We start from the raw sequence: 24,383 nt of genomic DNA, 5'->3' as shown, positions 1-24,383 counted from the left end.
CCTACCCGAACAACCCGCGGGCCCAGGCGTAGAGCCCGACAATCCAGGCCAGCACCGGCAGCATGGCCAACCCGGTCACCACATCGAAAAATCTCGCCGCGTACTCCCAGAACGGCAGCAGCCGCCGGGGCCACGGGCGCAACGCGGCGAGCATCAGCGGGGGCAGCAGCGCCAGCAGGCCGCCGAGCAGCGCGTACCGCCAGGCCGGCGGCAGCGTGTCGGAGAGCCGCCCGACCACCAGGAGGTAGCCGGCCGTGCCGGCGACCGTGAGGCTGGTCCGCGACCAGACGCCGAAGAGGGCACGGGCCCGCAACAGGATCGCGCTCGCGAGCACGAACACGAGGGTCCACCCCGCCCAGCCCGGCACCGCCATGACGAACCGGAAGAGCACCGGCAGCACGATCCCCGAGGCGAGCATGACGGCGCTGAGGTACGTCTCCGCGTCATCGGTACGCGCCTTCAGTTCGTCCGACGGGGCGGGTTCGATGTCGTACGACATGTCCTCGCCCGTCTTGGGCAGTTGCGGACCCCGCAGCCCGGAGAGTTTGACCGCGCCCCGGGGCGCGGCCACGATCAGCGCGAACACCAGGCCGGCGGCCACGGCGCAGGTCTGCTCGGGCGTCCAGCCCGAGCCGATCCGCAGCAGCAGGACGCCGATCGCCAGGAGGGCGGTCACGCCGAGCACCAGGAACGGCGCGAACGGGATCCGGGGAGCCACCGTGCGCCGGGCCAGCAGCAGTACCGCCACCACGCAGAGCACGGCGACCGAGCCGAGCAGCACGGCGGACCCGGTGAGCGCGATCCGCGCCGGGTCACCACCCACCGCGCTGGACCAGGCCAGCGCCGCGAACGCCGCCGATCCGACCCCGAAGACCACCACGAGCGCGTCGTCGGTCAGCCGCCGCGCCGCCAGCAGAGCCGCGGTCAAAAAGGCGGTGGCCAGCGTGGCCGCGATGATCACTCGCTCCGGCGCCGGGCCGTGACCGACCAGGACGGTGGCGATCGCCCCCATGCCGACGACCGACAGGATCAGGAACAGGATCCGGCGGTACTCGGGCCGCCAGCGGTCGTCCCGGCGGTTGACCACCGTGGCGACGCCCTCGGCGATGTCGTCGAAGTCCAGTTCGGGCAGCGGGTCCTCGGCCACCCGAAGGTACAGTTCCTCGCCCTCGAGCCAGTCGAGGCTCTCCGGCGTACCGGTCAGCTCGAACGGCGCCTGCCCGAGCCGCTGTAGCACCCAGGCGCCCTCCGGCAGGTCGCCGTCGGGGCGCCGCCCACCCGCGGTGGTGTGGTGCAGCAGCACCGGCAGCAGGTTCGCCACCGGGGTCGCCGACGGGACCGCCAGATCCACCTTCCGGTCCGGCCCGATCACGGTGATGCGGCACAGCACGCCGTTGCCCGCGGCAGTCACGAGTCGGCCCTCCTTCCCGAGCCGGCGGTCATGGCGTTCGCGGGCCCGTTCGCGACGTAGCCGGTCTGCATCAGCCGCACCCCACGGCGGGTGACGAGCTGGGCCCGACCGGGCGGCAACCGGCGCGGTGCCGCCTCGCCGAGAAACCGGCCCTCTTCCTTCGGGTACGACAGCAGCGTCGCCGGGGTACCGAGCTCCCACATCCGGCGGATGACCGGGTCCATCATCGCCCGCATCGCGCCCGAGGTGCTGCGCGCGACGACCACGTGCAGTCCGATGTAGATAGCCTGGGCGAGCAGCGGCAGCAGCGGCTCCAGCGTCGAACCGCCGCCGATGCCCTTCGTCATCAGGTCGTAGTCGTCCACGATGACGAACAGCTCCGGGCCCGCCCACCAGTCGCGCCGGCGCATCCGCTCGGAGGAGATCTCCGCGCCGGGCAGCCGCCGACTCATCGAGACCGAGGTCTGTCCGGCGAGCTCGAACATCTGGTCCCCGGTAAAGGCGAAGCCCACCTGGTACTCGGCCGGGATGGCGGTGTCCAGGTCACGCCGGCTGTCACCGAGGACGACCTTCGCCTGTTCCGGGCCGTACCGGCCGGCGATGGCCCGCAGCACCAGCCGCAGCGCGTTGGACTTGCCGGTCTCGTTGTCCCCGAAGACCAGCAGGTGTGGGGTGGCCATGAAGTCGTGCCAGACCGGGGCGAGGCGCTGCTCGTCCTGGCCCAGGCAGACCCTGCACTCCGGTTCCGGCTCCGGAAGCTGGTCGGCCAGCAGGTACGCGGGGAGCATCCGGACCGCCGGGGCGGCCGGGCCCGGCCAGAACGTGTTGAGCTCCTCGGTGACGGACTTGGTCGCCTCCGCCAGGTCGTCGGTCCGCGCGTCACCGTCCATCCGCGGCAGTGCGCCCAGGAAGTGCAGGCCCTCGCTGGTCAGACCGCGGCCGGGCTGGTTCGGTACGGTCGCGGCCCTGCGGGAGCCGACGTCGGACTCCATCGAGTCGCCCAGCCGCAGCTCCAGCCGGGTACCCAGCAGATCCCGCAGCCAGGTCCGCAGCTCCGACCACCGGGTCGCCGAGACGATGACGTGCACGCCGAAGGACAGGCCCCGCGCGGCGATCTCCTGGAACTTCGCGTCCAGGTCCTGGAAGTCCTGCTTCATCGTGTACCAGCCGTCGACGACCAGGAAGACATGGCCGAACGGGTCCTCGATCTCCCCGCGTGCCCGGGCGGCCAGGTAGGCGCTCATCGAGTCCAGGCCACGGTTGGCGAACTCGGTCTCCCGGCGCTCCATCACCTGCCGGATCTCCTCGATGGTCCGCACCACCCGGTCGCGCTCCAGGCGCGTGGCGATCGAGCCGACGTGCGGCAGACCGCCGAGCGACGCGAGGCCACCACCACCGAAGTCGAGGCCGTAGAACTGCGCCTCAGCCGGCGTGTTGGTCAGGGCCAGGCCGAGAATCAGCGACCGCAGCAGCGTGGACTTGCCACTCTGCGGCGCCCCCGCGATCCCCACGTGCCCCTCCGCCCCCGCGAGGTCCACGACGAGCAGCTCACGCAGCTGTTCGGCGGGCCGGTCGACGACGCCGATCGGTACCCGCAGCCGGCCCTGGCCGCCCGGATCCTCGACGGTCATGCCGCGTACCGGGTCCGGGATCACGCTGGGCAGCAGCGAGTCGAGCGTCGGCGGGGTGGACAGCGGTGGCAGCCAAACCTGACGGGCCGGCGGGCCGGAGCCCGCCAGCCGATCGAACAGCACCTCGACCAGGCTCGGCCCAGCCGCGTTCGCCGGCTCCGGCCCGGAATCCGGCGGCAGCTCGACCGGGCGGCTCCGGGCCGGGTCGCGGCGGAGCGCGACCTGCCGGGTGGTGAATGGAACGACCTCACTGGCGTCCATCGCGTCGTCATCTTCGCCGCCGCCGGTCGGCCTGGAGCCGGTGTACGGCCCCGAGACGTACGCGGCCTTGAACCGCAGCAGGTTGGTCGTATCGACCCTCAGGTAGCCGTTACCGGGCTCCGGCGGCAGCTCGTACGCCTTACCCACGCCGATGACCGACCGCGACTCCATCGAGGAGAACGTGCGCAGCGCGACCCGGTACGACAGGTGCCCCTCGACGCGGTTGATCCGGCCCTCGTCCAAACGCTGGGACGCGAGCAGCAGGTGTACGCCGAGGCTGCGCCCCAGCCGCCCGATCGACACGAACAGGTCCATGAACTCGCTCTTGCTGGAGAGCAGCTCGCTGAACTCGTCCACCACGATGAGCAGCACCGGGAACGGCACGAGCTGCGCGCCGGCCGCCCGCGCCTTTTCGTAGTCGAACAGCGACGGGTACCCGCTGGCGCGCAGCAACTCCTGGCGCCGGGTCAGCTCGCCGTTGAGCGCGTCCTGCATCCGGTCGACCAGCGGCAACTCGTCCGCGAGGTTCGTGATGACCGCCGAGGTGTGGGGCAGCTTCTCCATGCCCAGGAACGTGGCGCCGCCCTTGAAGTCGACCAGCACCAGGTTCAGGATCTCCGAGGAGTGCGTGGCGGCCAGCGCCATCACCAGCGTACGGAGCAACTCACTCTTGCCGGAGCCGGTGGCGCCGATGACCAGGCCGTGCGGTCCCATGCCGCCCTGCGCCGACTCCTTGAGATCCAGCTCGATGACCTCACCGTCCTCGGTGACCCCGATCGGGACGGTGAGCCGGTTCCGTTGCGCGGTCCTGGTCCGGTGCAGCGCCGCCACGTCGAACGTGTACGCGTCGCGGATGCCCAGCAGTGTGGTGAGCTCGAAGCTGTTTTCCAGGGGTTCGTCGACGACATCGAGGACGCCGCTGGTCCGCTTCGGCGCGATGATCCGGGCCAGCGCCGTCGCCTGGATGCCGGTGAGCCGGTCGGGTACCGCCGACCCGACCGTGTCGCCGGCCGGGTACCGCACCTCGTCGCCCTCGACGGTCAGGCGCAGTACCTTCGGGCCACCCGGCATCGCACCGGTGAGGTCCAGCAGCACGACATTGCGCAGTCCCGCGCCGAGCAGCCGCGAACTCTCCGGCAGATCGACCAGGTGGGCGATGATGACGATCAGCGGCTCGGTGGTGGACGGTACGGCGGCCCGGTCGTGGTCGCCCCGGTCGGAGACGGTGAGGCCGAGCAGCTCCATCAGCTCGTCGTGGCTGTCGGCGAACAGGCGTACCGGGCCGGCCGCGTCGAGCGCCGTCGGGTGCGCGTTGTGCGGCAGCCATTTGATCCACTCCCACGGGTCGCGGTGCACCTCGGCCGCGACCACGGCGACCCGCAGCTCGTCGGGGCCGTGGAAGGTCACCAACTGCGCGACCATCGCCCGGGCCAGGTCGATGGCGGAATCGGCCGCGCCCTCGAACTCGATGCTGGTGAAGCTGCGCAGCCCCACCGCCGTCGGGATGCCGGAGACGGTCCGGTACGCCTCGGAGAAGCGGCGCAGCGAGATCGACGCCAGCGGCTCCAGATCCTCGATCGGCTTGGTCGTCGGGGGCGTGAAACGCAGCATCGCGTTCTGCCGGCCGAGCCCGATCCGGACCCGGCCGAAGTCCTCGTGGCTGGGCCGGCGTTCCCACAACCGGCTGCTCATCGCGACCGACCACAGCCACTCCGGCTGCGGATTGTTCCAGAGCACGAACTGCCGCTGCTCGTCCGCGGCCCGCCGGGCCTGCCTGCGTAGCTGCGCGATGTACCGGAGAAAGTCGCGGCGCTCACCGCGCATCTTGCGCTTGCGCTCCGAGGCGGCCCGGCCGATCTGCATGGCCCCCATGAGCAGCATGCCGCCACCCATCGCGCCACCCATCACATACATGATCGGTGCCCGGCTGTAGAGCCCGAACATGGCCAGCATCGCGCCCATGCCGAGGCCCATCGGTGCGATCATCGCGAACGACCGGAAATCGAGCGGCGCCTCCTCCGCCATCAGCGGTGGTTCCTGAAGCTCCCCCGCACCGCCGGGGGCCTCCGGCCCGGCGGCGCGGGGCGGTCGCTTGATGGTGACCGTGCTCATCCGAGCGTCCCCGGGGCCGCGTCCCCGCCCGCCCAGACGGAGTCGTCCTGGCGAAGCAGCTTCACCGCGTACCGGTCGTTGCGCCACCGCTCGGCGGCCGCGTCCGCATCCTCCTTCTCGTCCGGCGACGGCTGGCGGTGGTGCGACGGATGCCGGGCGGCCTCCCGCGCCTCAGCGGCTTCGCGCTCGGCCTCCGGGTCCTGCCCCGCCCGGCGGTGCGGCTCCCGCGTCCGCTCGTCCTCCTGCTCGGCGCTGACCACGACGCCGCTACAGACCGGGACGATGTCGCTGTCCGCGGTCCGGCCGGCGTTCGGCGGGCGCCGCCATACCGGCCGGCCCGGGATCGGCCGCTCCGCGTTCTCAGGCATCGGTCAGCCTCCCTTGCCGGTCGCCCTGTTGGTCGCCGCCCTGTTGGTCGCCGTTCGGCTGGTCGTGCGGTTCGTGCTCATCGCTGAGCCACCAGGAACCGGCGATGTCGTCCCAGCCGGCCATGTCGTCATCGCCGTCGCTGGGCCGGACCACCGGCACGCGGTCGTCGCCCGCCGCCGACTCGCCCCCGGCGGCGCCTGCGGACCAGGTCTCGACCTCCTCCGCCAGCAGCTCGGCGGACTCCGAACGCCGCGCGTCCGCACCCTCCCCGGCGTCGTTCGCCGGCCGACCCGGCACGACCGCCGCCACCGCGAGCGGCGGTGCGCCTGCGGCTACCGTGAGCGGCTGCGGCGCGTCTGCGGGCGGCGCGTCTGCGGGCGGCGCGTCTGCGGGCGGCGCCGTGAGCGGCTGCGGCGCGTCCGGATCAATCCCGGGTACGGAGACCCCGTAGGCCGAGCCGGCGAGGGGTGCCACCGGGGGCGACGGGTCGTCGGCCAGCCGGATGCCGTCCGGCTCGCCGCCATCGGGCTGGCGGCCATCGGTCGACTCGGGCAGCGGCTCGTCCAAGCCGATGCCGCCGGCGGGGACGCCGTACGGCGCATCCGGGTCGCCGCTGCCGTCCGCCCCACCGGACTGCCAGTCCTCGGCACCGCCGATGACCAGACCATTGGCGTCGGGCGGGTCAGGGGCGCTCGCACCGGGTCCACCGGGCGCACCGCCGCCGGCCCCGCCCGGCGCAAACGGCATGCCGCCAACCGGCGAACCACCCGGCATGCCGAGTCCGGTGCCGCCCGGCAACGCCCCACCCTGCGGCGGATCCACACCATCGGACCCGGCCGGCGCCCACTCGTCCTGCTCGCCACCCAGCAACCCGTTGGCATCCGGCGGCTCCGGAACACCAGCACCCGAACCACCGGGTGCACCACCGCCGGCCCCGCCCGGCGCAAACGGCATACCGCCGCCGCCCAGGCCGGGAATTCCCCCGGCCGGAAGACCCAGACCCGACCCAGGCAGACCGGGTGTGGTCGCGCCGGCGCCAAAGCCACCACCGGCGCCGGGCGCCGGCAGGGCGACTGGCTCAATGTGGCCGGCGGTCGACCGGTTCTGGCCGCCGCCAGCCGCGTTGCCACCGCTGGGAGGCGGCGGAAGCCGCGGCGGGATGAACGCCCCGCCACCGGCGCCGCCGCCCGGACCTTGGGACTCGAACCCGGGCAGGCCACCGCCGGGCAGGCCACCGGCCTCGGGGAATGGGGGCAGCGAGATATTCGGTACGCCGCCACCCGGACCGCCGCCGATCGGCGCACCACTGAAGGCCGGCGGCGGACTGAAGCCCGGGGCGTTACCTGCGGGACCGGGGGAGAAGGCCGGCGGTGTCACGTTCGGGGGACCCGGCAGGGCCGGGGTGGCGAGGGGTGTGATTCTCGGGGTCGGCATGGGGGGCGGCGCCGTGACGGACAGCTGCGGCGGGGTGATGCCGGGTGGCGTGGTCAACGGCGGCGTCGTGACTGACGGCTTGGGGGGTGTGGTCAGCGACGGCGGTGAGGGCGTGGTGATCGGCGGGGTGTGCTCCGGCGGCGCCTCCACCTTGTCGTAGGTCATCGTGTACTGGTCCGCGACGGCCCCGACGACGAGCTGCATTCGCATCGCCATGGGCTTCTCCAGCCACGTGCCGGAGATGGCGATGTTGCCGTCGATGCCCTTGCGGGCCGGGTCCTCCGCGTACGACAGCGCCGCGAACTGGGTATCGATGCTGTGCATCGTCTGCTGCGCCCAGGCCAGGACGTTACCGCTGTGGTACAGCTGGTTCGGTAGGGAATTCGCCCCGTCCGAACCCTCCCCGCCGGCGATCCGTTCGGCCTGCTTACCGAGCCAGTCGGAGAAGGTCTCCATTTTGCGGATGAACGCGTCGGCGGCGTCACCCTGCCACGCCCGGTCCGGACCGGCGATCGCCTTGGAGTAATCCCGGACGAATATCTCCAGCCAGCTCAACGTCTCGTACGCGCGCTGGAAAGCCGCGCCGGCCTCCATCACCGAGGCGGGGCTGACGCGACCCTGCGCCAGTTCCATGCCTTCGATCGTGCCGACCGCCGCACCGCCGGTGACGGCGGCGAGCAGCTTGCGCCAGCCCCGATCCTCGCCGGCCCACCGCACGTAGTCGTAGAGGTCACTCGTATCCACAGTGATGGGTGGGAAGGTGGCATTCTTCTCTACCGGATCCTTCCAGGCATCCTCATCAGGCTGGCTCATGTGCGAACCTCTTTACCCGGTACGACTGGGATCTGCCGACGAGTGCTCGCGAAATAGTCAGCCACCGGAGATCGAGCCCTCGGTCTGGCCGTAATGACCGAGGCTGCCGATCTTGCCCCAGGCGGCGCCCATCACCTCGTCCAACTGCGCGGTGGTCAGTTTGTTGAACTCCTCGGTGCTGTCGTAATTCGTGATCAGCTCGCGGAGGTTCTTCTTGATCTGGTACAGCGCGTCGTGCACCGCCTGCAACAGCTTCATACTGTCGCCCCGCAGCCCCGTATCATCCGCCTTGACCCCGGCGATCTTCTGGCGGAGCACCTCGGCCTTCGCGAACTTGCCCGGACGCATGACGAAGGTGGCCAGGCTCCGCCTGGCTGCTTGCAGCATGTCCTTGTCGAGGATCTGCTCGATCTGGCGAGCGAAGTACTCCAGCGCCTCAACACTCACGGCGAGCTCGTGATTCTTGTTGTTAACCCCGCCGTACTCCTGCATTCCCGACGGCGGCTCGAAGTGCGACCCCGGCCGCTCGATATACTCGGTGTTTCTGTCAAAATCCTCCCACTTGACCTTCCCGAGAGTGTCTTTCTTCTGCTGCTCGATCTGGTTCAACCTGTCTTTTACGTACTCTTCGGGAATGCCCATGCCCACCTACCTCCATTCCTCGCGCCCGTCTCGTACCCGAGGGTTGTGCGGGCCGGTCGTGGCCGGCCCTGACGCCGGCTCAGCCGCCGCGAACGTCGTTCCAGATCTGGGCGTGCCGTTGCTCGGTGGTGCCGTAGTTGTCCGAGATCTGCAACAGGGTCAACCGGGCCTGCTCGAGGTACGCGGACATCTGCTGCGCCGACTCGTTCCAGGCGGCCTTCGAGACCCAGTACTGCTGCTGGGCGGCGCCGGTCCAGTCCGCGAGGCTGGTCTCGACGCCGCGCTCCATGTCGGCGAGCGCGGTCTGGATCCGGGTATTGATCTGGTTCATGTCGTACAACGTGGCGTCGGCCTGCTGGAAATCGAACGTGTAGTTGGACATGTCGCGGCCTCTCTGCGCGGTTCGATAGGGTGCGGACGCGTCAGACGCCGGGGAGCGCGCTGACGAACGACTGCGCCGTCCCCGCCGCCTCGTCCTCGGCCTGGGTATAGCCCTTCGTGGTCACGCCCATGATGTCGAGCATGGTGACGAGCTCGTTGATGACCTTCTGGAAGGCCGCCTCCCAGCTGTCCATCGCCTGGTTGAAACTCTGTGCGGCGGTACCGGTCCAACTGGCCTGCAGCATGGCCATGTGCGCGTTCACGCTCTGCAGGTGGCTGGTGAACTCCGTCGCCCGGCTGGAGAACTCCTGGGCGGCACGCTGCATACCCTCGTCGGCGGTCTGCACCCTTGGCATGGTCACCGCGATGCTCCTCTCCTGATGTCGGTCTCGAAGTGAGTCTCCGACCCGCGTGGAGGATCCGGAAACGGTGATGTCCAAACGCCCGGGCTGATTGCCCGATCTTCCCCGGGGGTGCGCCGCACCGCCGGACACAAGGGAAGACCGGCTGCCCGTTCTTACCCGAAACCGGTCCTGGAGCTTCAGTCCACCCCGCCGCCCCGGCTTCACTCGGGCCAGCGTCACTGCCCAATCCCAAACCGGCTTCGCTGGTCGCCCAGCGCGGCTTCGCCCGATCCGAAGTGGAGGGTGCCCGCCGTGAACTTCAACGAACGCATCGAGTCGCTGTTCGGGGAGTACCAGCGGCAGCGCAACCGCCTGACCGAGCTACAGCAGAAAATGCGCGAGATCTCGGCCTCGGCCACCTCGCCCCGCCGCGAGGTCACCGTGACCGTCGGGCAGAACGGGGTCATCACCGACATCCGGTTTCCCACCGGCGCGTACAAGCGCCTGACCCCGGCCGACCTCACCGGCGTGATCATGGAAACCTACGCCGAGGCGAAGGAACAGGCCATGGAGCAGGCCACGGCCATCCTGGCGCCGATCGTGCCGGAGGGCGTGGACGCGGCGGCTCTGGTGCGGGGCACCGCCGGCACGGATGCCTTCCTGCCCGCCGAGCCGCGCATGGCGGCCAGCGTCCACGAAATCCTCGGGATTGGTCGGCCGGTCCGATGACCAACCCCGGCGGCCGGCTCTGGGTCGATCCCGAAGGCGTGGTGACCGCCGGCGACGCGTACGCCGAGCACGCCGCGCTGTATGACAGCCACCTCCGGCAGTTGGCCGTGCTCCGCGAGCGGTACGGCCAGAGCTGGGGAGACGACGAGATGGGGACCCAGTTCTCGGCAAAGTTCCTGGCCGGACTGGCCAACCTGGAAGGTCTGATCAAGGGGGTCAAGGGCACCCTCGACTACGTCGCCGAAGGGCTGGGCTCAAGCGGCCGGCTGTACCGGAAGGCCGACGACGAGGCGACGGAGGTCGCCCACAAGATGGCCGGCAACCTTGACGAACACCTGCGGCAGGGCAGCCTCCACCGCCACCGGATCGAGGAAGGCGACCTGGTGAGCCGGCACGAGGACGGCCAAACGCTGCGGGTCGAACGGCACGGCAAGAAGCGGCTGTTCAAGAAGCTGCTGCCGATGGATCAGGGGATCAGGACCGAAGCCGAGTCCTCGCCGGGCGCACCGACCGTCCTCAGGGTGGCCCGGGTCCTTCAGACGCAGCGGCTCAGGCCGGTCGTCTCGGCCACCTCGGCGGCCATGATGAAGCGCGAATACCGCACCGCGCGCGTCAACAGCGTCCCGCTCGCCGAGGGTTATCACCTGGCGTCGTACCGCACGTTTCCGGACGGCACGGCCCGTCTCGACCTCAACCTGTACGACTCCGTCGTGCCCGCCAGCCAGCTGACGGTGACCACGGTCGACGGCCACCCGATCACCCCCGAAGCCGACGGCCTGCTGTTCGTGGTCAAGGAGAACACGGATGTCGATCCCACCGCACCGGGATACCAGCCGCTGTACGTCAGCTTCACCCCCGACGGCACGCCCACCGCCCTGGGCCTGGGCCGGCGCTGAGTCGCGAGCTGGCCATGCCCGACTTTCACATTCCCAACGACCCCGAGTGGCAGTGGGCGTACGACCTCATCCTCTACGGGGTCGGCGAGGAGTTCCCGAAGGCCGATCCGGCGGTCCTGCGCGCCATGGGCGACGAACTGTACGGGTTCACCAGCACGCTCCTGAACGGCATGGCCCTGACGGCGAGCCTCGCCGGTACGGTGAGCAACCACCTCAACGGACCCGCGGCGGACGCGTTCAACCGGTTCAGCGGCGACATCACCAAGAATCTGCCGGCCGGCGGCGACATCTCCACGGCGCTGGGCGGTGCGGCGAACGAATTCGCGCTCCAGGCGGAGTCCGCTCAGTACAACGTGATCATCGCCGCCTTCACGCAGGTGGTCGAGATAGCGATCGCCCTGGCCTCCGGCTTCGGCGCGGCGGCCGTACCCGGGCTGATCACGATGGGGCAGGAGATCGTCAAGACCCTGATCGACCTGCTGAAACTCAGCCTGAACGACATCCTGGCGCGGCTCTCCGGGGGAGCGCTCTTCGAGGGCCTGGAGGAGCTGTGGCAGGGTGCCGCGGCCCAGGTAACCCAGATCCTGGAGGGAAACCGCAAGGGCCTGGACTACAACGACCTCGCCCTGTCCTTCGGCGGCGGCGTCTTCATCGGTGGTGGCGTCACCGGCCTGCATCTGATCGGCGGCAAGTTCTTCCCGAACCTCAACAAGAACGTCTTCTCCCGGGAGGGCCTGTCCGGCCTCGGCGAGACCTTCTTCGAGGGCATGTTCACCATGATGGCCGGCGGGGGCGGCTTCAACCCCTTCGCCACCTTCACGTCCGCCATCCTGGGCGGGATGGCCCAGCACCATGCCGACCAGTTCGGTCACCAGTTCACGAACCCCCAGACGAAGGCGCTGCCCCCGCCGCCGGCCACGGACCCGGGCGGCACGGCGGGCGTCAGCCCCACGTCGCCGCGCTCGCCGGAGGGTCCGCCCGTCCCGACCGCGCAAGGCTCGGGCGCCGGGTCGACCCACCTCCGCCGCGATCCGGCAGCGGATCCCATCACCGGCCCCAGCACGTCTCCGGCCCCGGTCAGCGCTGTGGGGACCATGCCGGCGCCTGTCCCGGGCGCTGGTGGTGAGCAGCCGGGGCAGGCTTTCGCGCCGACGCCGGGGGGCGGAATCAGCCGGGCCGGCGGCGCCACCACCGGCATGAACGTCGTGGCATCCCCGGCCCCGGTGACCGGCGGACTGCCGGGCTTCGACTCTTCGACGTCGGGCCCGGTTCATTCGGCAGTCGACCGGTCGCCCAGTGGCGCACCCGGTACGTCGTCCCTCCCTTCGGCGATCCCGCCCGCACTGGGTCAACCGGCCATCAATCCGTCGACCGGCCAGCCCACCGCCCCGAGCGGTCCGACCACTCTGGGTCCGACCACCCCGGGCCTGACCACGCTCGGTCCGACCACGCTGGATCCGACCACCCTGGACCCCGCCACGCTGGATCCGGCCACCCCGGACCCGACCACTCCGGACCCAACCACGCTGGGTCCGACCAGCCAGGCACCCGTGGCTCAGGCGTCCATAAGCCAGCCGGCGGCGCCTGGAACTCAGCCGGCCGGGGCGGTCGACTCACCAGGCGCCCAAGCGCCAATGGGGGAGCGGCCGGCGGAAGCCGGCCCGCCGGCAACGGTGCCCACGACCCAGTCCACCGTCGTCGAACGGGCGGCCGTCGAAAGCCAGGTAGCCGCGGGCTCGCCGCCTCCGGTTCAGCCAACGCTAGCCGTGCCGCCTCCGGTCGGTCCGGAAGCGGCGGTCATTCCCGGCCCCGCAGTACACGCACCGGGCACCGAGGTGTCCGCCGTGGCCGACCCGGCGCCGGAAGGGTTCGGGGGCGGCGTGCCCGCAACGGCACCAAGCCCGGCCACCCAGAACGCGCCTGAGCCCGCCACCGCACCCCGGTCGCGGCGGCCAACGACGGCACCGGCCGACACGGTCCAGCCAGAGCCACACCGGCGGCCCGAACCGGTGGAGGCGGCCGAGCCGCCGGACTGGATGGACCGCCTGATTCACGCGACACCGGCGCAGATCGACCGGAGTGAGGCGCAGTCGCTCCCGGTACCGCAGGTGCCGGAACCGGCCGTTGAGCCGGCACCCGACCAACGACCGGAACCCGGGGACGACTCGCCGGCTCTCACCGGCCCGCCCGATCCAATCCTGTCGCTGTCGGACGTACCCCCCGCCATGGTCGCGAAATCGACGCGGGAGACGCCGTGCGTCGCTGACCCGATCGACGTGACCACCGGCCGGATGATCTACGCCGAGACCGACGCCACCCTGCCGGGACTCACCCTGGAGCGGACCCATCGCTCCGACTACCGCTGGGGCCGCTCGTTCGGCCGTACCTGGGCGTCCACTCTGGACCAGCGCATCGTTGCCGACGACCGGCACGCGCGCTTCCTGGCCGCCGACGGTTCCATTCTCACGTACCCGATGCCCGCCGAGGGTGACGAGGCGTGGCCGCTGCTCGGCCGCCCGGTCCCGCTGCGGCGGCTGGTCGGCGGCGGGTGGCTGCTCACCGACCGCGACGCCGTGCTGCTGTTCGCCCCGGGCCCGGACGCGGGCGAGGCGCTGCTGGCCGACGTCGCGTCCGCCGGCGTCCGGTGGCATGTCGATCGGGCCGATGACGGCATGCCCGCGCGGCTGGTGTCGTCCTCCGGGGATGTGGTGGAACTGACGAGCGCCGAGGGCCTGGTGACCGGCGCCCGGTTCCTGCCGGCCGATCCGGGGGACGACGTGGTCGAGCTGCCCGGCCTCGCCTACGACGAGCGGCGCAACCTCGTCGAGGTGCGCAACTCCTCCGGTGATTCGGTGCGGCTGCGCTACGACGACGCGGGCCGGATCGTCCGGTGGGAGGACCGAAACGGCGAGTGGTACACGTACGCCTACGACGAATGGGGGCGCTGTGTGCTCGCCGGCGGGAACGGCGGCCACCTGCGGTACGCGTTCGAGTACGGCGAGGGCGTCACGGTCGTGACCGACTCGCTGGGCGGCGTCCACCGGTTCGAGCTCAACGATCGCCGTCAGGTCGCCGCGGTCGTCGATCCGCTCGGCGGCATCACGCGCACGGAATGGGACGTGGCCAACCGCCTGCTGTCGCGGACCGACCCGCTCGGCCGGGTCACCCGGATCGCGTACGACGAGCGGGGCCGGCCGGTCGGCCTGACGCGCCCCGACGGCAGCCGTACCTCGGTGGCCTACGACGAGAACGGCGTCACGCCGGTCAGTGGAGAGCGGACCGAAGGCGTACCCGACCGGGTATTTGACCTTGATGGTCTGGGGCGCGCCAGGTCGGTGCGGCACCCGGACGGAACCACCGCGCGGTTCGGCTGGACCGCCGAGGGCGACCTCGCCTGGCGCGTCGGTCCAGACGGCGCCACGCGGCAATGGCACTACGACGGAGAAGGGAACCTGGTGGAGAGCATCGACGCAGTGGGCCGGGCGGCGCGGTTCGAATATGGGCCCTTCGATCTGCCGCTCGCGCGGATCGACGAGGCGGGCAACCGCACCGAGTTCGGCTACGACACCGAATTGCGGCTGACCACGGTGACGAACCCGGCCGGGCAGGTGTGGCGCTACCGCTACGACGCGGGCGGCCGGCTGGCGGAGGAGACCGACTTCGACGGCCGCGGCCAGCGCTACACCCACGACGCGGCGGGGCAGCTGACCGCGTACACGAACCCGGCCGGCGAGACCACGCACTACGGCTACGACGTGCTCGGGCGGGTGACCGAACGCCGCGTCGGCGACACCGTCACCCGGCTGGAGTACGACGCGCAGGGCCGGATCGTCGCGGCGCTGACCCCCGACGCGGTGGTGCGGTTCGAGCGTGACGAGCGGGGCCGGGTTGTCGCCGAGACGATCAACGGCCGCACGGTCCGCACGTCGTACCACGCCGAACTGGGCACGGTCGAGGCGCACACGACGCCGTCGGGCCGGCTCAGCCGGTGGACCTTCGACGCCCACGGCCGGCCGGAGAGCCTGGCCACCGGCCGCCACCTGGTGCGCTTCGAGCACGACGCGGCCGGACGGGAGATCAGCCGGACCGTTGACGGCGTGGTCGCGCTGCGCCAGACCTTCGACGCGGCCGGGCGACTGGCCGCGCAACACATCGCCGGCAGCACCGAGCACGGCTTCTTCTACGACGCCAGCGACCGGGTCACCGCGATCGTCGACCCGGTGGCCGGCGACCGCTCCTTCGACGCCGACGAGTTGGGCCAGATCCGCGCGGTGGCGACCGGTGACGGGCAGACCGAGCGCTACGACTACGACGCGGCTGGCAACCTGGTGGGGACCGGCGGCGGGCGCTGGGAGTTCGACGGCACCATGCTCGTGCGGTCGGACGAGGCCACCTTCTCCTACGACGACAAGGGTCGACTGATCACCCGGGTCGACCCGGCCGGCGTCTGGCGTTTCGCCTGGGACGCCGGGGACCGGCTGGTCCAGGCCGTCACGCCGGGCGGGGACCGCTGGCGGTACCGCTACGACGGCTTCGGCCGGCGGATCGCGAAGCAGCGCCTCACCGACGACGGGACGGTGCTGGAGGAGGTGCACTTCGCCTGGGCCGGCGACCTGATGGTGGAGCAGAGCCACCGCGACACCACCGGCACCACCACGACGACCTCGTGGGAGTACCGGCCGGGCGACTTGGCGCCGGTGACGCAGACCGACGGCGACGCCCTGCACGCCGTGATCACCGACCTCATCGGCACGCCGACCCACCTGGTGGCGGCCGATGGTGCGCTGAGCTGGTGGTCGCGCGGCGATCTGTGGGGCGGCCAGCGGCCGCGGCGACGCGGTGCCAGCGATCAAGCGGCCGCGGCTCACCAGCCGCGCGGGCACAGCCCCGACCCCGGCGCCACCCCGCTGCGCTTCCCCGGGCAGTACTTCGACGCCGAGACCGGCCTGCACTACAACCGGTTCCGCTTCTACGACCCGAGCACGGCTCGCTATCTCAGCCCTGACCCGCTCGGCCTCTCCGGTGGGCCGAACCCCACGGCGTACGTGCGGGACCCGCTCACCGTCGCGGACCCGCTCGGCCTGACCAGTTGCAAGGTGACCGCGCCGTCGCTGTCGTCGAACCCCAGCGGCATCAGCAATCCGGCGCTACCCTCCGCCCCGGACGGTCAGCCCACCCAGCTCCCGAACCGGGCGGTCCCACCGTCGCCGGAGGCGTTGTACGGCACGCCCCAGCCGACGAATACCTCGCCCGCCAGCCCTGCGCAGCATGCCGCCAACTGGTACTCCGAGGCCGGCCAGGTATCGCAGTCCCCGCTCGCGCAGCTCCCGTCGTCGCAGAGCCCAACCCTGGCGAGCGTCCAGCAACAGATGCAGCCGCTCCCCGATCGGAGCCCGCGGACGGATGGGACGAGCGATCGCGGGGCGCGCGACTGGGCCGCCCGCCGGAGGGGCACCGGCAATGTGCCGGGTGGGGCCAAGTTCGGGCGGACCGGGGGCCCGGCCAGCCGGCCAATGGCCGCGGCTGCGGGCGGGATCGGCATCTCCAAGGAGCGGTTGGTCGAGGAGCAGTTCACCGCCAAGGGCAGGGAATTCCCGGTGGTGAACCCGCACGCGGGTGAGGAGGACTACCTCCAGAACTGTGTCGATTCGATGCTGGCGATGTACGAGGTCTTCGCCGGGCACGGCCAGCGGACGGCCCTGCCGGGCGGGCCGGTGAACGCCGAGTCGCTGGATCGGGTGCTGGACTGGTTGTCGGATCACCGCACCGTGGATGTGCCGGACTACGACGCGGTCGCGCGGGCGATGGCGGATGCGCCGGTTCTGGCGCAGGGGTTCCTGCGGGTGACGACGCCGGACTCGCGGGACGGACACATGTTCCTGGTGGTCCGGTCGGATAGCGGGCCGGCGTTCATCAACGCGCACGACGGGTCGGTGGGCCGGCTGCCGGAAAACCCGTCGAACCTGCGATTCTCGCCGATGCACGAGGGCATCCAGATCACCGGCCTGGACCGGATGGCGACGATCGGCACCCCTCCCGAGCGGGTCGGCGCCCTCGGCATGGAGGGCGAGGGAGTCGAATACAAACTGCAGATCGCGAAGGAAACCGAGGATATATTCCGGAATCTTCCGCTGGTTACGTCCGACTACGTCGACATCGTGATCGATCACTCGGGTGGGAACACGATACCCGAGGTCGTCACGAAGCCGATGAAGATCCTGCCCGGCGATGCCGCCGATTCTTCGCGGCGCCAGGCGGCGGAGACCGTCGAAGCCTTCTACGACGTGTTCCGCAGGCTTCAGCACATCCCAGAGGGCCGGTCGCGCAGCCTCAAAGAGCTCTTCCCCAGCCCCAAGTACACGGTCGATGACGACGTCGAAGACGTGCGGGTCATTCCCCAGGCTTCCCCCGACCTGCGCCGCCTCATGATGCATTACTCGGTGGGCGTCCCGATCGCCGGCCTGCCCCGCTTCCTGGCGCATGTCGAGGCGAATACCTTCGTTGACCAGGCGCGCCAGAGCATCCAGGCTGGGCGGAAGTTCGCCGAGGATCTCGCCGATGGCCTGGGCTGGCCGGCCGGCGAGCATCGCGATTCCCTCGTGGGCTACCTGACCCTCGTGTACACCCAGGTGGACGCCGAGGTGTCCCGGGCCAGAGGAAGGGGAATAGGGGATCTTGCCAAGAACAACGCCGCACTGGTTTCCCGTACCCCGCTCGCGGACGTCCGGGCGTCGTTGCCCGAACCGGTGCGGAACTTCCTCCAGAGCAACGAAACGGCCATCAAGGAGAAGTATCTCGATCACCGCCGAGAGACGGATAAGGGCATCACCGCGGAGGTCTTCGACGATCCTCTCGCCGGCGCGGCGGACGCCACGATCGGCGACTACCTGAGCAGCGCCCTGGACCCGAACGCCCAGCGGATCAGCCAGGACCGGGCGTTGGTCGTCCGGACGGAGTTCCGGTTGGATCACGGCGGCACGCCGGGTAACCACAGCTTCGATCCGCCACTGCTCATCGTGGAGTTGCGGTCGTACGGCTCGGGCAACTCGCTGGGGACCGAGGTAGCGCAGGTCAAGCAGCGCTACGAAGAGCTGGTGCAGGCGGCCAGCGACGCGTACAACCACGTCCGGGGCCTGCGCGGGCAGGACCCCGACCGGCTCTCCGAACCGCAGCTCAAGGTGCCCAACTGGTCATCCGCTACGCCGCCGTCTGGTGGCCCGGTCGCGCCAGCGGTGCGGCAGAGCCACGAGTCGGTACGGGGTGACGTGCAGATGCGGTCCGGCCGGGTGCAGGTGGAGTCGGGTCAGGAGCAGATGCTGCGAGGTTTGGCCAACCGCATCGCGCAGGCGCGAACCGCGTCGACCGCCGTCCGGTTGCGGATCGAGGGCGGCGGCAGCGGAACCCGCATCATGGGCATTGGAACGGGCGCCGGGCCGATGGGCAAGGAGCGGGCCGACGCAGTGTGGACCGCGCTCCAGCCGCTGCTGGCGGACGAGTTGCGGAAGCACGGACTGAACATCAAGGACATGAACGTCTCCGTCACGTCACGGGGGGACGGGCAGTCCGAGCGCCCCAACACGCGACTGGTTAGCGACGCGGAGAAGCGGCGGGTACTGATCTGGCTGTCCGAGCCGCGAGTTCCGACCATGTCGCTGTGGGACGTGTCGCCCGCGGCGGTCGCGAAGTCCACGGATCAGACGCCGTGCGCCGGTGACCCGATCGACGTGACCACCGGCCGGATGATCCTCACCGAGACCGACCTCACGCTGCCGGGCCTCACCCTGGAGCGGACCCACCGTTCCGACTACCACTGGGGCCGATCCTTCGGCCGCTCCTGGGCCTCGACATTGGACCAGCGCGTCATCGTCGACGGCGAGCGGGTTCGCTACCTGGCCGCGGACGGATCCATCCTCACCTACCCGCTGCCCGCCGAGGGCGACGTGGCGCTTCCCGAGGTCGGCCGGGCACTGCCGCTGTGCCGCCTGGTGGGCGGTGGCTGGCTGCTCACCGACCCGGCGTCGGGCCGCGGCCTGCTCTTCGATCCGGCGAGCCCGACGGAATCGTTGCTCAGCGACGTGACGGACGGCGGCGTCCGCTGGTCGATCCGCCGGGATGGCGAGGGCACCCCGACAGTGCTCCGGTCGTCGACCGGGGCGACGGTCGAACTCGGCTCGTCCGCCGGTCTGGTGACGGTGTTGCGGTTGCCGAACCCGGCGGGCGACCGGCAATCCGCGTTCCAGTTCGACTACGACCGGGACCTGAACCTCGTCGAGGTGGTCAACTCCTCGGGCGACCCCGAGCGCTTCGACTACGCCGACGGGCGGATCGTGCGGTGGGAGGACCGCAACGGCGAGTGGTACACCTACACGTACGACGAGTCCGGCCGCTGCGTCAGCACGGACGGCAAGGGCGGCTACCTGCGCTACCGGTTCGACTACCAGGAGGGCCGGACGGTCGTCACCGACTCGCTGGGTGCGGTGCGCGGTTACCAGCTCAACGATCGCTTCCAGGTGGTCGCGGAGACCGACCCGCTCGGCGCGACGACGCGCAACGAGTGGGACGAGGCGTACCGCCTGCGGTCGCGGACCGACCCCCTGGGCCGCACGACGACGTACGAGTACGACGCCGACGGGCGGCCGACCACGGTTACCCGGCCGGACGGAAGCCGTTCGACGATCGCGTACGACGAACTCGGCCGGGCCACCTCGTGGACGGACTTCGACGGCAGCACCCGCAACCGGGAATTCGACGCCGACGGCCGGGTGCTCGCCGAGATCGACGCGGCCGGCGAGGTCGTGCGGTTCGACCGGCCGACCGAGAACGGCACGGCCATCCAGGTCGGCCCGACGGTCGTGCTCCGCAACACGGCACGGCAGGTCACGTCGGTGACGACGGGCGACGGCGAGACCCGGTACGAGTACGACCTCCTCGGCCGTGCCGTCGTCATCGAGGACGACCGAGGCGTCACCGAGCTCGGCTGGACGATCGAGGGCGAGCTGGCCTGGCGGGCGAACCCGGACGGCGGCGTCGAGGAGTTCGGGTACGACGGTGAGGGCAACCTCGTCGAGTCGGTCGACGCCACCGGCCGCCGGACGCTCCGGGAGTACGGGGCGTTCGACCTGGTGACCGCGGAGGTCGACGACGAGGGCAACCGCACCGAGTACACGTACGACACCGAGCTGCGTCTCACCACCATCACCAACCCGGCCGGTGAGACCTGGCGGTACACGTACGACGCGGCCGGCCGGATGCTCGAGGAGACCGATTTCGCCGGCCGCACCCAGCGGTACGCCTACGACACCGCCGGGCAGCTCACCGAGCACACCAACCCGGCCGGTGAAACCACCTCCTACACCTACGACCTGCTGGGCCGGGTCGTCGAACGCCGGACCGGCACGGCCGTGACCCGGCTGGTGTACGACGCGGCTGGCCGGATCGTCGGGGCCAGCGACAGCGACTCGGAAATCCGGCTGGAGCGCGACACCGAGGGCCGGGTGGTCTCCGAAACGGTGAACGGGCGAACGGTGTCTACCTCGTACAGCGAGCGGTTCGGCACGGTCACCCTGCGGACCCGTCCGTCCGGTGCGGTGACGCAGTGGTCGTACGACGAGTCCGGCCGGCCGGTGGTGCTGGCGGCCGGCGGGCAACAGGTCCGGTTCGGTTACGCCGGCGGGTTCGAGGTGAGCCGCACCTCGGACGCGGGCCTGTCCGTGGCGCAGACCTTCGACGAACTGGGCCGCCTGACCGCCCAGCGAATCGACGGGGTGACCGACCGCCGGTACACCTATGACCGGACGGACCGGCTGATCGCCGTGCACGACGACGTGCAGGGCGACCGGAAGATCGACGCGGACGGCGGGCGCGGCGACATCCGGTACACGCTCGACGTCCAGGGCCGCCCGGTCACCCGGTCGGATGCGGCCGGCGAGTGGCAGCTCACCTGGGGCCCCGAGAACCGGCTCGTCGGGGTCACCACACCCGGCGGGGACCGTTGGCACTACCGGTACGACGCCTTCGGTCGACGGATCGCCAAGCAGCGCCGCGGGGTCAAGGGCGCGGTGCTCGAGGAGACCGAGTTTGTCTGGTCCGGTGAGCTGCTGGTCGAGCAGCACCACCGCGCCCGCGGCGGCCGGGTGACGACGACCGTGTGGGAGTACCACCCGGCGATGGCTCACCCGGTCGCCCAGATCGCCGACGGCCAGGTGCGGGCCATCGTGACCGACGGGGCGGGCAGCCCGATGGACGTCGTCAGCCTGGACGGCGGTCGCGCCGGCGATCCCGACACCATCCCGCTGCGCGTCGGCGGCCGGTACCTCGACGCCGAGACGGGTCTGCGGTACGACCGGTTCCGCTACTACGACCCGGCCACGGCCCGCTTCCTGCCGGAACCGCAGGCAGCACCGGTGCCCACGCGGTAGTCCCTCGTCCGCCCGGCCATCGACGGACCGCCGCGATGGTCGGGCGGACCGCCCCATGACCCGAGAAGATCGACAGAAGGGACGACGTCATGGGCGTCGAAGCCGCCACCGCCACCGGACCCGTTCGCCTGAGCCGGCCCCGATGAGGCGAGCGCGCGCCGCCCCTGGCGACGGCGCGCGCTCGCGGGAGGGAGGAACCCCATGACGGTCTTCGTGTCGGTCGCGGCGTACCGCGATTCCGAGCTGGTCCCGACCGTGCTGGACTGCCTCGCCAAGGCCCGGCGACCGGGCGAACTGCGGATCGTGGTCTGCTGGCAGCATCTGGGCGACGAAGATACGTCGGCCATCGCCGCCGACCCTCGGGTACGCCTGCTCGACGTCGATGCCCGGCGCAGCCGCGGCGCGTGCTGGGCGCGGGCCGAGATCATGCGGGAGTACGCGGGTGAGGACTGGTTCCTCCAGGTCGACAGCCACACCCGGTTCGCCGCGGACTGGGACGCCCAGCTGATCGACATGGCCGGCCGCACGGGCGTCGAGAAGCCGATCCTGAGCTGCTATCCACCGGCCTACGACCCGGCCACCGAGTTCACCGGCGAGGGCGAGCCGACCGAACTGCTCGTGGAGCGGCATTCCGACGACGGGCTGCCGGTGTTCGGCCAGCGCGCCATCGCCGACTGGGCCACCCGCACGCGACCGGTTCCGGCACGGTTCGTGGCCGGCGGATTCCTCTTCGCGCCCGGCTCGTTCGCGCGGGAGGTCCCGTACGACCCGAACCTCTACTTCCACGGCGAGGAGATCACCGTCTCGGCTCGCGCGTACACCTGGGGCTACGACCTCTTTCACCCGGTCAGGGTGCTCTCGTGGCACTTCTATGTCCGGCAGGAACGGCCCCGGCACTGGACCGATCATTCCGGTGGCTCGGGCGCCCAGAACTGGCCCAGCCTGGACCGGGCCAGCCGGCGCCGAGCGTTGACCATGCTCAGGTACCCGTCGGTCGGCCGGCTGGCCATGGGGCCGGTCCGGCCGGCGGCGGCGTACGAGCGGTACGCGGGGCTGGACTTTCGCAGGGGCACCGCCACGCCGGAGTGGACCGCCGACCGGTGACCTGGCCGCCCTCGCCCTCCCACGTCGGTTGGTGCTATTGACAGACGGTCCGACTGTCATACGATATGCCGAGAGAGTTCGGCGTGCACCAACCACCGTCAGCACTCGTTCCGGGGGTAAGTGACTGGCCTTCGACGCTGGAAGGGACGGGCTCAATGCCGGTAGGAGGCTGCGAGAACCAGCCGCACGACATCGATCGCAAGGCATGGCCCGCCGGGCGGTGCGTCCGATGACCGGCGACCGGCGCCGCGACGAGGTTCGCATCGCTATCGTCGGTGGGGGCTTCGGCGGCATCGGGTCGGCGGTGAAGCTGAAGATGGCTGGTTTCACCAACATCCGGATCTACGAGAAGGAAGAGGGCGCCGGCGGCACGTGGCGTGTCAACACGTACCCGGGCTGCGAGGTGGACATCCCGTCCCACAGCTACTCGTTCTCGTTCATGGGCTGGGACTGGACCCGCACCCACGCCCGGCAGCCCGAGCTCGTGGCCTACACGGAGGCGATCCTGGATCGCTTCGACCTGCGCCCGCACTTCACGTTCGGCACCGCGGTCGACCTCGTCGAGTGGCGGGACGACACCGCCACCTACCTGGTGCACACCAGCGACGGGGCGAGCGCCGAGTACGACATCGTGGTCACCGCCGTGGGCTTCCTCAGCGTCCCGAAGTATCCCGACTGGCCCGGGCTGGACTCGTTCCAAGGCCCGGTGTTCCACACGGCGCGCTGGGATCACTCGGTGGATCTCCGTGGCAAGCGGGTGGCGGTGGTCGGGACGGGGTCGACCGCTGCCCAGGTGGTTCCCGAAGTCGCCAAAATCGCCGAGCATGTCTATGTCTTCCAGCGTGAACCCGGGTGGATCAACGCCAAGAACGACCGGGACTTCTCGTCGTTCGAGCGCCGGCTCTACCACCTGCCCATCGCGGCCAAGGCGCATCGGCTGAAGATCTTCTACGACTACTACAAACGCTTTGGCAGCTTCAACGCCGCCTCCCGCGCGCAGGCGAAGACCCGGGCCAAGTCCGTGGACTTCATCCGGGCAACCATCCCGGACGAGCAGCTCGCCGCGAAGGTCACTCCGAACTACCCGTGGGGATGCAAGCGGCCGGTCCTCAGCGACAGTTTCTATCCGGCGCTGATGCGTGCCAACGTCACGCTCGTCGCTGCCCCCGTCGTCAGGGCGACGAGCAACGGCGTTGTCGATGCGACCGGCGCCGAGCACGAGGTCGACGTGCTGGTGATGAGCACCGGCTTCCGCACCACCGACTACCTGGACACCGTCGAGGTGGTCGGCCGTGGCGGCGTGAAACTGCACGACTACTGGGGAGACCGCCCGCGCGCCTACCTGGGCGTGACGGTGCCGAGATTTCCCAACCTGTTCCTCATCTACGGCCCGAACACGAACGGCGGGGGATCGATCCTCGCGCAGCAGGAGCGGCAGGCCGAGGTCATGGTCTGGGCCCTGAAGAAGCTCGTGCAGCGGGGCGCCACGAGCGTCGACACGAGTGCCGAGGCGCTGGACCGGTGGATCCGGTGGGTCGACCAGAAACTCGCGACCGACGCCAGCGCGATGGAGGCCGGTTGCACCAACTACTACCACTCGGGATCGGGCGCGAACGCGACCCAGTGGCCCGGCACCCATCTGCGGTACTTCGTCATGACGAAGCTGTGGCGCAGCCGAGGAATCACCTTCTCGCTTCCGGCTGGCCGACGGTAGCCGTGAGCTGGCGGCCTCGGGTCGCGAACCGCGAGTGACGGGCAGCGCCGCCAAGGGGAAAAGGCGGCGGTCCACGAGTCGCACCCGCGGAACCGAAGAAACCAATCATGCCCAGTAGTGCCCT

At 70.8% G+C, this 24,383-nt stretch carries 12 protein-coding genes; 5 read left to right on the top strand and 7 right to left on the bottom strand.

What is annotated here, in order from left to right; genetic code table 11:
• Position 1: 1 nt before the first annotated feature.
• The 7 genes from eccD to KJS59_RS16175 all read right to left on the bottom strand — a co-directional run bounded on the left by eccD (position 2) and on the right by KJS59_RS16175 (position 9,416).
• Complete coding sequence (gene eccD, locus KJS59_RS16205; RefSeq protein WP_213453728.1) at positions 2-1,411, bottom strand: type VII secretion integral membrane protein EccD; 1,410 nt, start codon at positions 1,409-1,411, stop codon at positions 2-4.
• Positions 1,408-5,415, bottom strand: a complete 4,008-nt coding sequence (gene eccCa / locus KJS59_RS16200; protein WP_213453727.1) for a type VII secretion protein EccCa — start codon at positions 5,413-5,415, stop codon at positions 1,408-1,410. The genes eccD and eccCa overlap by 4 nt, the downstream gene beginning before the upstream one ends.
• On the bottom strand, positions 5,412-5,783 hold the full coding sequence (locus tag KJS59_RS16195) for a hypothetical protein (RefSeq protein WP_213453746.1): 372 nt from the start codon (positions 5,781-5,783) through the stop codon (positions 5,412-5,414). The genes eccCa and KJS59_RS16195 overlap by 4 nt, the downstream gene beginning before the upstream one ends.
• A complete protein-coding gene (locus KJS59_RS16190; RefSeq protein ID WP_213453726.1) occupies positions 5,776-8,031 on the bottom strand; it encodes a hypothetical protein in 2,256 nt (751 codons plus the stop codon). The genes KJS59_RS16195 and KJS59_RS16190 overlap by 8 nt, the downstream gene beginning before the upstream one ends.
• A gap of 57 nt (positions 8,032-8,088) precedes the next feature.
• On the bottom strand, positions 8,089-8,673 hold the full coding sequence (locus tag KJS59_RS16185; RefSeq protein ID WP_213453725.1) for a hypothetical protein: 585 nt from the start codon (positions 8,671-8,673) through the stop codon (positions 8,089-8,091).
• A gap of 79 nt (positions 8,674-8,752) precedes the next feature.
• Entirely contained in the window at positions 8,753-9,055 is a 303-nt protein-coding gene (locus KJS59_RS16180; RefSeq protein WP_213453724.1) for a WXG100 family type VII secretion target, read from the bottom strand.
• 40 nt (positions 9,056-9,095) lie between these two features.
• The gene (locus KJS59_RS16175) at positions 9,096-9,416 is read right to left on the bottom strand and encodes a WXG100 family type VII secretion target (RefSeq protein ID WP_213453723.1); all 321 of its coding nucleotides are present in this window, start codon (positions 9,414-9,416) and stop codon (positions 9,096-9,098) included.
• A 294-nt stretch (positions 9,417-9,710) separates the two neighbouring features.
• On the opposite strand from KJS59_RS16175, the gene KJS59_RS16170 reads away from it, so the two are divergent.
• From KJS59_RS16170 to KJS59_RS16150, 5 genes are all read left to right on the top strand, one after another.
• Positions 9,711-10,127 (top strand): YbaB/EbfC family nucleoid-associated protein, encoded by a 417-nt coding sequence (locus KJS59_RS16170; protein ID WP_213453722.1) that lies wholly within the window; start codon positions 9,711-9,713, stop codon positions 10,125-10,127.
• Positions 10,124-11,023, top strand: coding sequence for a hypothetical protein (locus KJS59_RS16165; protein WP_213453721.1), 900 nt, complete (start codon positions 10,124-10,126; stop codon positions 11,021-11,023). The genes KJS59_RS16170 and KJS59_RS16165 overlap by 4 nt, the downstream gene beginning before the upstream one ends.
• Before the next feature lie 14 nt (positions 11,024-11,037).
• Positions 11,038-21,441, top strand: coding sequence for a DUF6531 domain-containing protein (locus tag KJS59_RS16160; RefSeq protein ID WP_213453720.1), 10,404 nt, complete (start codon positions 11,038-11,040; stop codon positions 21,439-21,441).
• Between the two features lie 201 nt (positions 21,442-21,642).
• Positions 21,643-22,545 carry a GlcNAc-transferase family protein gene (locus KJS59_RS16155; protein WP_213453719.1) on the top strand — a complete coding sequence of 301 codons (903 nt, stop codon included), beginning with the start codon at positions 21,643-21,645 and terminating at the stop codon, positions 22,543-22,545.
• A 229-nt stretch (positions 22,546-22,774) separates the two neighbouring features.
• Positions 22,775-24,259, top strand: a complete 1,485-nt coding sequence (locus KJS59_RS16150) for a flavin-containing monooxygenase (RefSeq protein ID WP_213453718.1) — start codon at positions 22,775-22,777, stop codon at positions 24,257-24,259.
• Positions 24,260-24,383 lie beyond the last annotated feature (124 nt).

Origin of the sequence: Rhizomonospora bruguierae (genome assembly GCF_018397995.1) — a bacterium.
Classification (GTDB): Bacteria; Actinomycetota; Actinomycetes; order Mycobacteriales; family Micromonosporaceae; genus Rhizomonospora; species Rhizomonospora bruguierae.
This window is presented reverse-complemented; position numbering and strand designations above follow the sequence as displayed.

Excerpts from the sequence above, each read along its gene's own strand:
- eccCa (WP_213453727.1), bottom strand. The coding sequence starts at position 5,415 with ATGAGCACGGTCACCATCAAGCGACCGCCCCGCGCCGCCGGGCCGGAG.
- KJS59_RS16195 (WP_213453746.1), bottom strand. The coding sequence starts at position 5,783 with ATGCCTGAGAACGCGGAGCGGCCGATCCCGGGCCGGCCGGTATGGCGG.
- KJS59_RS16190 (WP_213453726.1), bottom strand. The coding sequence starts at position 8,031 with ATGAGCCAGCCTGATGAGGATGCCTGGAAGGATCCGGTAGAGAAGAAT.
- KJS59_RS16185 (WP_213453725.1), bottom strand. The coding sequence starts at position 8,673 with ATGGGCATTCCCGAAGAGTACGTAAAAGACAGGTTGAACCAGATCGAG.
- KJS59_RS16180 (WP_213453724.1), bottom strand. The coding sequence starts at position 9,055 with ATGTCCAACTACACGTTCGATTTCCAGCAGGCCGACGCCACGTTGTAC.
- KJS59_RS16165 (WP_213453721.1), top strand. The coding sequence starts at position 10,124 with ATGACCAACCCCGGCGGCCGGCTCTGGGTCGATCCCGAAGGCGTGGTG.
- KJS59_RS16160 (WP_213453720.1), top strand. The coding sequence starts at position 11,038 with ATGCCCGACTTTCACATTCCCAACGACCCCGAGTGGCAGTGGGCGTAC.
- KJS59_RS16155 (WP_213453719.1), top strand. The coding sequence starts at position 21,643 with ATGACGGTCTTCGTGTCGGTCGCGGCGTACCGCGATTCCGAGCTGGTC.
- KJS59_RS16150 (WP_213453718.1), top strand. The coding sequence starts at position 22,775 with ATGACCGGCGACCGGCGCCGCGACGAGGTTCGCATCGCTATCGTCGGT.